Consider the following 11,782-nt stretch of genomic DNA (forward strand, 5'->3'; position numbering starts at 1 on the left):
TTAAATTCTTTCCTTCAGGGCAGCTTCATAGGCGGCGCGCGCCGTATTGACTTGCTTACGGGCCGAGACTTCCGGCACGGCCACATCCCACCAATGGCCTCCGGCCTCCGGCGTCGGATAGGGGTCCGTATCGATGACGATGACGGTCGGAACGGTCGCGGCGCGGGCGGCATCGAGGGCCGTTTCCAGCTCGGCGATGGACGAGACTTTCGACGACTGTGCGCCCATGGCAGCGGCATGGGCGGCGAAATCGATGGCAATCGGGTTTGCCTGATTGGTGTGGGCGTAGAGATTGTTGAACTCCGCGCCGCCGGTGCCCATCTGCAGCCGGTTGATGCAGCCATAGCCCCGGTTATCGGTGATGACGACCGTGATCTTCACGCCCATCGCCACGGCGGTGGCAAGCTCCGAATTCATCATCATGTAGGAGCCATCGCCCACCATGACGATCACGTCGCGCTCGGGTTCGGCCATCTTGATGCCAAGGCCGCCGGCAATTTCGTAGCCCATGCAGGAGAAGCCGTATTCCATGTGATAGGAAAGCGGCAGCTTGGCCTTCCACAATTGGTGCAACTCACCCGGCATGGTGCCGGCTGCGCACATCACGACTGTATTGTCGCGCGAGGCCCGCTGCACGGCGCCGATCACCTGCATGTCGGTCGGCAGCGTGTTGGCCTCCTTCGGCGCGGCGGTGACCGCATCGGCCTTGGCAAACCAGCTGGCTTTCAGGCTCGCATCCGGTGCCGCGAAGCGATGATCGCCCAGCGCTGCCGAGATCTTCTCCAGCCCGACTTTTGCATCTGCAACCAGCGGGATCGCATCATGCTTCGCGCTGTCATAGGCCTGCACGTTGAGGGCGAGAATTTTACGGTTCGGGTTCTTGAACAAAGCCCAGGAACCGGTGGTGAAATCCTGAAAGCGGGTGCCGACGCCGATCACCAGATCGGCCTGTTCGGAAACCACATTGGCGCTTTCGCAGCCCGTGACGCCGACAGGGCCGAAGTTCAGGCCATGATCCCAGGCGAGCGCCGACTTGCCGGCCTGCGTTTCGACAACCGGGAGCTGATGCTTTTCGACAAAAGCCTTCAGCGTTTCCGTCGCACCTGAAAAATGCACGCCGCCGCCGGCGACAATCACCGGGTTCTTCGCGGCCTTGATTGCGGCAATCGCCGCTTCCAGTTCCACGACATCCGGTTCGGGACGACGGAAGCGCCAGGTCTTCTTCGCAAAGAAGCTTTCGGGATAATCATAGGCCTCGGCCTGCACATCCTGGCAGAAGGCGAGCGTCACCGGGCCGCAATCCGCCGGGTCCGTCAGGGTGCGAAACGCACGCGGCAGCGCCGTCAGAAGCTGCTCGGGGCGTTCGATCCGGTCGAAATAGCGGCTGACCGGCTTGAAGCAGTCATTGGCGGAAATGGTGCCGTCCTCGAAATCCTCGATCTGCTGCAGAACCGGATCGGGGCCGCGATTGGCAAACACATCGCCCGGAATAAAGAGAACCGGCAGGCGATTGACATGCGCCAGTGCTGCTGCCGTTACCATGTTAAGCGCACCGGGGCCGATGGAGGACGTCACCGCCATGGCCCGGCGACGGCCAAGCTGCTTGGCGTAGGCAATCGCCGCATGCGCCATCGACTGTTCGTTCTGGCCGCGATAGGTCGGCAGTTCCTCGCGGATTCCATAGAGCGCTTCACCGATACCGGCAACATTGCCGTGGCCGAAGATGGCCCAGACACCCGCGATATAGGGAACGCCATCCTCGTTCAGCTGGTTGGCGAGATAGCGCACGCAAGCCTGCGCTGCCGTCAAACGGATCGTTGTCATGCCTTTCCTCCCTTGGCCTTGGCGCGCGCTCCATCCCAGATTGCGCACAGGCTCTTGTATCTCGCCACCATATCCTCCACGGCGGCCTCATCGGTGATCTGACCCGCCAGCCACTTGCGGGCGGCATCGCCGAAGATCGTGCGGCCCACGGCAAAGCCCTTGACCAGATCGAAGCCCGCAGCCAGCGCAAAGCTTTCCTCAAGCGCCGCCTGCGGTGCATCCAGACCCAATACCACGATACCGCGTGTATAGGCATCGTGACGTTCGACCGCAGCACAGGCGTTGGCCCAGGCGGTTTGAGACTTCATCGGCTCCAGCTTCCACCAGTCTGGATAGACGCCGATCTCGTAGAAGCGGTCGATGATCTTTGCCGTTGTCTCGTCATCGACAGAACCGACCTTTGACGGAATCACTTCCAGCAGGAATTCCAGACGGTTGCGGCGTGCGGCCTCAAACAGGCGCTTGACGGTTTCTTCCTGGCGTTCTTTCATCTCGGTCGTGTCGTCGGGATGATAAAAGCAGAGCACTTTCACCACGTGTTCGGCGGCCCATTCGCCAAGCCCGCCGCAATCGAGGCCGAGTTCCGGCTCCAGCGTCAGCGGACGAGAACCCGGCCATTCGGCGGGGCGGCCGATCCACAATCCCGTTCCAGCCGCGGCATAAAGCGCTTCCCTGCCCAAACGGCTATCGCAGAGAATGCCGTAGCCCCCCTGCCCGCCAGCAACCGAGGTTGCGGCCTTAAGACATAGTTTCTTGAATGCGCCGATGCGGTCGGTCGGAACACCCGCCTCCTCGGCCATGGCTTCCAGCTGAATACGATGGTCGAAGGCGAAAACGCGCATGGTCGACCAGTCGCCCTTGCGGTTGGTGGACCAGTGAACCTGTTCCAGTGCTGCATCCTTGCGCAGCGCCTTGTTCTTGATGCCGGTCCTGAAGAAATACTGCAGCTCTTCCCAGCTCGGATAGGCCGGCGTGCAGCCGTGGCGTGAAACGGCAAAGGCGCCGCAGGCATTGGCATATTTCAGCGCCGTCGGCCAATCCTCACCCGTCAGCCAGCCTTTCAGCAGGCCGGCCATGAAGCCATCGCCCGCGCCCAGCACGTTGAAGACTTCGATCGGGAAGCCGGGGCCGGTCTGACCCTTGTCGAGACTGTCGGGGATCTCGCCTTCGAAGACGGCCGCTCCCATCGGTCCGCGCTTGCAGACGAGTGCGGCCTTGGACACCTTGCGCACGGCCCGCAGCGCCTCCAGCGTATCGGTCGAGCCACCGGCGATATGGAATTCTTCTTCGGTGCCGACAATCAGGTCGAACAGGTGCAGCGTGCTCTGCAGCTTCGCCGTGACCTTGGCCGATTCCACAAAGCGGCTTTCGCCATCGCCATGACCAGCCACGCCCCACAGATTCGGGCGATAATCGATGTCGAGCGCGGTTTTCGCACCGTTTTCACGCGCAAGCTTCAGCGCCTTCATCACCGCCGCTTCCGTTCGCGTATGCGAGAGGTGCGTGCCGGTCACGGTGACGCAGCGGGATTCGGCGATGAAATCCGGATCGATATCGTCTTCGCACAGCGCCATGTCGGCGCAGTTTTCGCGGTAGAAGATCAGCGGGAACTGGTTTTCGTCACGGATGCCGAGCAGAACCAGCGCGGTCAGCCGCTCCGGGTCGGTCACCACACCGCGCACGTCAACACCTTCGCGCACCAGCTGTTCGCGGATGAAGCGGCCCATATGCTCGTCGCCGACACGCGTGATGACCGCGCTTTTGAGGCCGAGGCGGGCAGCGCCTGCGGCAATGTTGGTCGGCGAGCCGCCGATATATTTGTTGAAGGAGCTCATGTCCTCCAGCCGGCCACCCACCTGGGCGCCATAGAGGTCAACGGACGAGCGTCCGATCGTGATCACGTCGAGTGGCTTCAAGAGGCCCTCCCTTGGCCGAAGATGGCAACCGGCGCATGGCGCGCCCCATCCGGCGTCTCCCGCGCCGGTCTGTCTAGTTTTGGACTATAAATTCCATTTTGAAGAGTTTCAATACGAATATTCAGGTGCTGCGCCGCGTTCCCACCGCCGTGGAGAGGGCGATGGCGAGACACAGCGTCGCAGAGAGCGAACGGAAGGCGCCGAAATCCACTTCGGAGACGGCAAGGATCGTCGCGCCCATCTTGCGCAACGGGTTCACCGCCGCATCGGTGAGCGCCACCACCGGCACCTCGCGGCCGCGCACGGTCTCCACCAGCTCCAGCGTTTCCTGCGAATAGGGCGAGAAGGTGATGGCGAGCAACGCATCGCCCGGGCGGATGGCGCTCACACTTTCGAGCCGGCCGGCTGCCCCATGCAGCATGGCCGGCACCCGCATCTTTTCGAGCGCATAGGCGATGTAGCTTGCCACCGCAAACGAGCGCCGCAGGCCGATGACGTGCACCAGATTGGCGGAGGCCAGAATCTCGACAGCCTCTTCAAGCGCCTGAGGATCCACGGATTTCAGGAGATTTTCGAGTGAGGCGCGGCTTGCCTCTACGAATTCTGCGAGCAGACGCGGGCCGCTGTGTTCGCCCATGTCGCGCAGGTGGTCGATGCGGGTCGCATAATCCGGCCAGCCGCCGACATAGCTCTCGCGAAACAGGCGCTGCATTTCCGAATAGCCGGAAAATCCCATGATCTGGCAGAAACGCATGAAGGCAGACGGCTGCACGCCCGCCCCTTCCGCCATCTCGGCCACCGTCGATACGGCAATCCGGTCAGTATTCGAGGCGACGAAATCGGCGCATTGCTTCAGCCGCTTGGGCAGTGCGGCGGACACCTCCAGCAGCCGCTCCTCGAACTCCTTCACGCTTGCGGGCACTGCTGCCATCCATCCGTCCTTTTTCTCTGCTTGACACGAATATGGTCACACTCTAGCAAAATGGAACATATATTCCAAATCCGGTTTCGGAAAATGGCTTTCGATCCGGACCCAAGACCCGATGTGGAGGAGAACCCATGGTAACGAGATTGGCCCTTTTGGGCGCCGGACGTATCGGCAAGGTGCATGCGAAGGCGATCGCATCCGACCCGCGTGCAAAGCTGGTGGCCGTGGTGGATGCCATGGAAGCCGCGGCCAAGGCGATCGCCGAAGATGCGGGCTGCGAGGTCAGCACCATCGACGCCGTTCTGGCCAACAAGGATGTGGACGCCGTCATCATCTGCACGCCGACCAATACGCATGCGGACCTCATCGAAAAATTTGCCCGCGCCGGCAAGGCGATCTTCTGCGAAAAGCCGATCGATCTCGATGTGGCCCGCGCACAGGCCTGCATCGACGTGGTGAAGGAAACCGGCGCCAAGGTGATGCTCGGCTTCAACCGCCGCTTCGATCCGCACTTCCAGGCCGTTCGCAAGGAAATCGACAAGGGCACCATCGGCAAGGTGGAAATGGTGACGATCACCAGCCGTGACCCGGGCGCCCCGCCGGTCGAGTACATCAAGGTGTCCGGCGGCATCTTCCGCGACATGACCATCCACGATCTCGACATGGCGCGCTTCCTGCTCGGCGAAGAGATCGTCTCGGTCTTCGCAACCGGTGCGGTTCTGGTCGATCCGAAGATTGGCGAAGCCGGCGATTACGACTCCGCCAGCCTGATCCTCACCACAGCCAGCGGCCGTCAGGCTGTCATCTCCAATTCGCGCCGCGCCACCTATGGCTATGACCAGCGCATCGAAGTGCATGGTTCGCTGGGGTCCGTTGCTGCAGAAAACCAGCGCCCGGTGTCTATCGAAGTCGCCAACAAGGACGGCTATACCCGCCCGCCGCTGCATGATTTCTTCATGACGCGCTATACGGAAGCCTATGCCGCCGAAATCAAGGCCTTTATCGATACGGTCGAGAAGGGCGCGGCCGCCTCGCCGTCTGCCGAAGACGGCCTGATTGCGCTGAAGCTTGCCGATGCGGCGCTGAAATCTGCCAAGACCGGCGCAGCCGTCGCGCTCGCCTGACTGTTTGCCGCAAGAACAAAAGGGCGGCGCCAGACTTGCCGGCGCCGCCCTTTCCAGGAGGACCGAAACCTCCACCCGCCTGTCCCTTGACGGGGAAGCGTCAGCCCTCTTTTTCCGCCATCACGCGCACCAGAAGAAGCATCACCAACGCCTGACCGTAGGGTGCCGGCACATTGGGGATCTGGCGATAGAAGTCGAGCGTATGGCCCATCGGCGTGCCGTCGGACACTTCCAGAACGATCCCCGTCTCATCGATGCGTTGCATCACCGCGTCAAGCGCCTTGCGCGCAACCGGCTTCAAATCCTTGTCCAGGAGGCCGAGATCGATGCCGCGCAGAATGCCGTAGGCGATGCCGGCGGTCGCAGAGGTTTCCTCCGGCGAGACGGGATCGCAGACGAGCGTGTTGAACATGCCATTGGGGCGCTGGTGTTCGGCAAGCGTGCGCACCTGCGCCTGCAGCACATGGGTCAGGTGGCGCTTCAGATGCTCCGGCACATGGGCAACGAGGCTGAACAGTTCGGGTATCGCGACCGTGATCCAGGAATTGCCGCGCGCCCAGAAGGCCTTGGCGAAGTTGTGGCGGCCGTGGAACGTCCAGCCGTGATACCAGAGGCCGGTAACCGGATCGGCGAGAAAGCGCTCGTGCACGAGGAACTGGTAGAAGGCTTCCTCGATCCAGTCCTGTCGCCCGAACCGCTGGCCGGCGCGGGCGAGGAACAGGCAGGTCATGAACAGCGTGTCGTCCCACAACTCGCCGTCGTTCATCCGCTCCTTCACCACATGCTGAAAGCCGGCATCCTCCGTGCGGGCAAGCCTGGTCATCAGCCAGTCGGCCCAGTCCTGGACCAGCGCTTCCCAGTCCGGGCGCTTGATGTGGTCGATCAGCACGGCCAGCGCCAGCATGGGTGAGGAGGAATTCACCTGGCGCGGCGGCAGGCCGCGGCCGATCTGCCAGTCATACCAGCGGCCGATCGCTTCCATCAGCGAACGATCGCCAATGGCTTCCGCGTGGCGGATGAGGCCGTAGATGCCGACGCCGACTTCCCAGTCCCATTCGTCGAACTGCAGTTCATAGCTCCCGTCCGGGGCGGCCACGGTTTCATTGATGCCCTTCAGGCGAGCAAGGCCGACGGCGACACGGGAAAGCGTTTCGGAAAGAATTTCGGGCTGCATCAGCATCGGATTGTCCTGTCTTGGCGAAGGCGTGAAGAGGTCAGACTGACACGGCATCGAAATGCCGGATCTGCGGTTTCGACAAGGGAAGGCCGCCGCTCTCCCGCTCGATCAACTGGCAACCCAGTTCGATACGGCAGGCAGGATAGGTCACGCCCAATACCGACAGTCGATTTTCCAGGATCTGGATTGTCGAAGAGGCCAGTGCGTCGAGCGGCACCCTCACCGTCGTCAGCGCCGGCATGGTCAGCTCGCCTGGCGCCACGCCGTCGAAGCCGACCACGGCAATATCCTTTGGAATGGCAAAGCCTTGCACCTGGAGTTCGGTCAACGCGCCGATGGCCAGGTTGTCGGCAGCACAGAAGACGGCGGTAAAACCATCGAGCCCGCCGCGCTCGGCAACGAACTTGCGCAAGACCTCGCGGGCATGATCCGGCTCGTAGCCGCGGGCATAGAGCACCTCGCCCAGCTCGCGCGGCAGGTCGCGCTCGACATAGGCATCATGAAAACCGTCGAGCCGGCGCATGATGGTTGAGCGTCCGCGCCAGGTCAGGTGCAGGATGCGACGATGGCCGCGCGACAACAGCCATTCCGTGGCAAGGCGTGCACCATAACGGTTGGCGGGGGCAACCGTATCGACACTCATCGTCGGGTCCTCGCCGTTCAGCAGCACCACGGCGAGATCGGCGGCCGCAAGAGCGCGCAACAGTTTCGGATTGTCGTCATAGACCAGGACGACGCCTTCCGCCGCCGCCGCGCGCGCGCCAGCAATGATGTCGGCGGCATTGAGATCCGGCGCGCCAATATGGGCGACAACGCGGATGCCGCGCCGCTCGCATTCGCGCGACAGTGCCGTCAGAAGGGTCCAGGAGACAAGATTGATGTCATTGTGCGGCAGGTTGCCGGGAGGAACAGCGAGGTAAAGCGTCGTGAGAGAGGCAATCGCCCCCTTCTGCTGGCGCTTGGCGAGATAGCCGAGCTGACGCGCCACCTCCAGCACCCTCAGCCGCACTTCCTGCGAAATGGGCGCCGTGCCGTTCAGCACATGCGAGACGGTGCTGATCGCCACCCCGGCTTCGCGGGAGATGTCCTTGATGCCGACTTTACGCTCTGTCCGCCTGTCCATGGTCACGCTCTGCTACTCCGCTTAAAAGGGGATTGGTGAAAGCCCTGGCGTCTGGCCAAGCCGGCCTCCATCACCGATCGAAACTCTGGTCAGGCCGGGACCGCGGTTGCGACCAGATGCGCGACTCGCCGTCGCGCACATCGATGACCTCACCATTCCACCCATCGGGCAGCGGCGAGGGACGCGAAAAATGCACATCCTCGAGAGACAGCTCCTCGACATTCATCGAAAACAGCGCCGGCATGCCACCGGGATAGGGCACCAGCCCGATCACCTTGCCATGTTTGTCCTTGACCCAGGCATTGGCCCGTCCCGCCGCATCGGGCGACGGGGCAAGATCAAAATGCGTGGGCCGCACATCGTATTTCCGCCCCTGATAGGGACCGGGGACCTGCTCGATTGAGATGCGACTGAAACGGACATCACCGATGCCGGCCTTCCCATCGGCCAGCAGATTGATTGCACCTTCCATCGTGCCGTCAATATCCTCGAAGACGATGTTTTCGATGCGCCCGGCGGGCTTTGTCGCGCGTCGATCCACGACGTTGACCGTGATGGCCTCGCCCGATCCCCAGAAGCCATCGGGCGTTTCATGGGCATCCAGGCGGATACGCTGGCTGACGACCCTGCGGATACGCCCGCCATCGCGGGAAAAAATCCCGATCGCCCTGTTGGAGCGCAGGATCTCGCAATCGCGGAAGGTGATGTCCTCCACATCGCCATGGGTTTCTGTCCCGATCTTCAGCGCGCAGCTGCGGCTTTCGATCCGGCAGTGCTCCACCAGGATGTCGCGGCACTGGCCGACGGGCCGGCCATCGGGGCCTTCGCTGGTCTTCAGCACGACGCCGTCATCGGCGGTGGCAATGTCGCAGTGGCGGATGCTGACATTCCGGCAGCTGTCGATGACAATGCCGTCGGTGTTCGGCATCTCCCGGTCGTTGTCAATTGACAACCCGGTAACGCTCACGTCCCGGCAGGCAATCAGGTGAATGGTCCACATGGGCGAGGAGCGGATCGACAACCCTTCGAGGGTAATGTCGCGGCAGTTTTCCAGCACCAGCACCCGCGGGCGAACGGCTGCTGGCACATGCGTGCCCATATCCTCCAGCCGCCCGACGATGAAGTCCGGCCCCGGCGCCTCGATCGTGCCTTTGCCCGACAAGCGGATGCCGGAAGCATTCCTGGCCACCATCATCGCCGTCCGGGAGGATTCCGCAATCACATCGACGCGGTTTTCGGCGTAGGCTTCAAGGTCGCCTGAAAATTGAAGCGTGGCGCCGGCATCGAGATGAAGATCGAGCCCGTCCGGCAGGCGCAACGCGCTGCAGAGATGCAGGCCCGGGGCCAGTACAAGTCGCTGACGGGCGGCCGCTGCCTGATCGAGCGCCCGCTGAAGAGGCTCTGTACAATCGCCGGCGATTTCAGTGAAAATAATTTCATCAAAGTGCAAAGGCAAGCGCCTCCCGTCCCAAACCCCAGTAGTTGATCGAGAGTTTGAACCGTTAATTTCGCGCTGACAAGGACGAATTACGCGGATGAGATTGGATTTCAGGCGTTGGAGGGCCGCGCACTCCAAAAAAATATTTTCGTTATCTCGCGTGGAAGGTGGCGGGGTAGGCCTTGCCGTCAGACGAATTCGCCATGCGCCAGCAGAAATTGCGCGCCTTCGGCAATGTCGGCGCGAAGGGCTTTGCCGGCGGCTTGCGCATCGCCGCGGTCCAGGGCTGCCAGCACATCCTCGTGGTAGTCGATTTCCAGGATGCCGGACAGCGCGCCATCGAACCTGCCGCTGAACTGCCGCAGGAAAGGCCCGACCTGCAGCCACAGTGTTTCGATGAGAAAGAGCAGCGAGGGCGAGCCGCTCGCCCGGTAGATGCTGAACTTGAACTCGTAATTGCGCATGAGATAGTCGTCGATATCCTGGTTGCGGGCGGCCTGCGTGAGGCCGTCGCATTCGCGCCGCAGGATCTTCAGGTCTGCCTTGCCGATCCGCCCTGCCGCGGCTTCGGTGGCGGCCGGTTCGCAGATGAGGCGGCTTGCGGTCAGGTCCGAAAAGCGTTCGCGCGTCATTGGCGGCAAGACAAGAGAGCCGTTCGGCAAGGGGTCGAGTGCTTTGAGCGCCTGCAGGCGCGACAGCGCCGCGCGCACGGGCATGTCGCTTGTGCCGAGTTCCTGCGCCACCTTGCGCGAGGTCAGTTTCTGCCCCGGCCGGATCTGGCCTGCCATCAGAGCTTTGTTCAGCCGCTGATAGACGATCTCGTGCAGCGGAACCGTGTCGATCGTGCCAAGGCCAAGGGGGGTGGTGGTATGCTTCACGTCCGTCTCCGCGCGGGCGCGAAGGCTGCGCCGCTGCCGCCTACCCCTAGATCAATCGGCCGGCGCAAACAACCGCTCCGCCCCGGCTTGCGCCCGCCTCACGGCCTGACAAGTTGGGCCGCCGGGCGGATAAAGCTGCGGCGGCCGGCCTTGAAGCCAGTGAGCGGTGCGGCAAGACCGCCAAAGGCCTCCGTCTCCTCCTCCGCGTCAAGGACCACGAGATCGGCGCGGCAGCCCGCGCGCAGGCCATAATCGGTGACGCGCATCAGGCGTGCGGCAGAGGTGGTGACGAGATCGAGACAGGGGCCAAACCCTTCCGGCCCGATCTGCTGCGTGTTGGCGTAAAGATTGGCCATGCGCAGAAGCGAGGCATCGCCATAAGGCGTGAACGGATTGAGCACATTGTTGGTGGCAACAGAACAGGTGATGCCCTCTTCCGCCAGCACATGCACGGGGGCCACGCCGGGCACGGCCCGGTATCCGGCATCGCGCCCGTTGAGATAAAGATCGGTGGAGGGCAGTGCCGTCACCGCCACGCCGCAGGACGACAGCAGGGCGACGTGGCGCCTGAACGCCGCCTCATCCATCGCTGCAAGCTTCGTCGCATGGCCGACCGCCACACGACCCTGCCAGCCGGCCTTTTCCGTGCGCCGGCAGATCTCCTCCAGATGCGACCAGGAGGGGTCGAGGTCGAAATCCAGGTGGAAATCGAGATCGACATCATGGGTAACCGCCATGGCAAACAAGGCGTCCATCTGCGCCGAGGGGTTGGTGTCCGTATAGGGGCAGCCGCCGAGCAGATCGGCGCCACTCGACAGCGCTTCTTCCAGCAGGTCTTGAGTTCCGGGATCGTTGGTCAGCCCCTCCTGCGGGAAAACGCAGATGGAAAGGTCGAGCGCAAAGGCATAATCGCGCTTCAGTTGCTGGATGGCCTCGAAACTGCGCAGTCCGGCGCGCGGATCCACCTCCACATGGGTGCGCATGTACATCGTGCCCTGCGTGATGGCCTTTTCGATGACGCGGGCGCCGCGCTCGTAGACATCCTCGACGGTAAAATCCCGCTTGAGGCGCGAGACGGCGGCAATCGCCCCCTTCAAACCGCCGCCGGCGTCGAGACAGCGGCAGATGAGGCAGGCCTTGTCGAGATGGATATGCGTATCGACGAAGCCCGGAAGGACAAGTCGCCCGCCCACGTCTTCTTCCATAGCCCCCGTTGCACCGGGTGAAATCCCGACACAGGCGATGCGGCCCTCGGCAATCCCGATATCCACCGGGGCGCTTTGGTCGCGCAACCGGGCATGGCGCAGCACGAGATCGTAATCCGGCCTTTCCGCACCGTTGCGAGACGTGTCATCGAAATCTGGGGTCATCACG

The 11,782-nt window shown here is 62.7% G+C and carries 9 protein-coding genes; 1 reads left to right on the forward strand and 8 read right to left on the reverse strand.

The window, feature by feature from the left end; translation table 11 throughout:
- From iolD to ACEXP3_RS16480, 3 genes are all read right to left on the reverse strand, one after another.
- Positions 1-1,824 (reverse strand): 3D-(3,5/4)-trihydroxycyclohexane-1,2-dione acylhydrolase (decyclizing), encoded by a 1,824-nt coding sequence (gene iolD / locus ACEXP3_RS16470; protein WP_377298250.1) that lies wholly within the window; start codon positions 1,822-1,824, stop codon positions 1-3.
- Positions 1,821-3,740 carry a bifunctional 5-dehydro-2-deoxygluconokinase/5-dehydro-2-deoxyphosphogluconate aldolase gene (locus tag ACEXP3_RS16475; RefSeq protein WP_377298251.1) on the reverse strand — a complete coding sequence of 640 codons (1,920 nt, stop codon included), beginning with the start codon at positions 3,738-3,740 and terminating at the stop codon, positions 1,821-1,823. Before ACEXP3_RS16475 ends, iolD begins: the two co-directional genes overlap by 4 nt.
- A 121-nt stretch (positions 3,741-3,861) precedes the next feature.
- A complete protein-coding gene (locus ACEXP3_RS16480; RefSeq protein WP_377298252.1) occupies positions 3,862-4,671 on the reverse strand; it encodes a MurR/RpiR family transcriptional regulator in 810 nt (269 codons plus the stop codon).
- A 128-nt stretch (positions 4,672-4,799) separates the two neighbouring features.
- Here ACEXP3_RS16480 and iolG point away from each other — a divergent pair, with 128 nt between their 5' ends.
- Positions 4,800-5,792 (forward strand): inositol 2-dehydrogenase, encoded by a 993-nt coding sequence (iolG, locus tag ACEXP3_RS16485; RefSeq protein WP_377298253.1) that lies wholly within the window; start codon positions 4,800-4,802, stop codon positions 5,790-5,792.
- Between the two features lie 100 nt (positions 5,793-5,892).
- Here iolG and bglB read toward each other — a convergent pair whose 3' ends face one another.
- The 5 genes from bglB to ACEXP3_RS16510 all read right to left on the reverse strand — a co-directional run bounded on the left by bglB (position 5,893) and on the right by ACEXP3_RS16510 (position 11,778).
- Positions 5,893-6,972 carry a beta-galactosidase BglB gene (gene bglB, locus ACEXP3_RS16490; protein ID WP_377298254.1) on the reverse strand — a complete coding sequence of 360 codons (1,080 nt, stop codon included), beginning with the start codon at positions 6,970-6,972 and terminating at the stop codon, positions 5,893-5,895.
- 34 nt (positions 6,973-7,006) lie between these two features.
- Complete coding sequence (locus tag ACEXP3_RS16495) at positions 7,007-8,092, reverse strand: LacI family DNA-binding transcriptional regulator (RefSeq protein WP_377298255.1); 1,086 nt, start codon at positions 8,090-8,092, stop codon at positions 7,007-7,009.
- Between the two features lie 70 nt (positions 8,093-8,162).
- Positions 8,163-9,542, reverse strand: coding sequence for a polygalacturonase PglB (gene pglB, locus ACEXP3_RS16500; RefSeq protein ID WP_377298256.1), 1,380 nt, complete (start codon positions 9,540-9,542; stop codon positions 8,163-8,165).
- 176 nt (positions 9,543-9,718) lie between these two features.
- Positions 9,719-10,408: a GntR family transcriptional regulator gene (locus ACEXP3_RS16505; protein WP_377298257.1), complete on the reverse strand. Its 690-nt coding sequence runs from the start codon at positions 10,406-10,408 to the stop codon at positions 9,719-9,721.
- Positions 10,409-10,506: 98 nt separating this feature from the next.
- A complete protein-coding gene (locus ACEXP3_RS16510) occupies positions 10,507-11,778 on the reverse strand; it encodes an amidohydrolase family protein (RefSeq protein WP_377298258.1) in 1,272 nt (423 codons plus the stop codon).
- Positions 11,779-11,782: the final 4 nt, after the last annotated feature.

The sequence above is a fragment of the Neorhizobium fuzhouense genome (assembly GCF_042611105.1).
GTDB lineage: Bacteria > Pseudomonadota > Alphaproteobacteria > Rhizobiales > Rhizobiaceae > Neorhizobium > Neorhizobium galegae_A.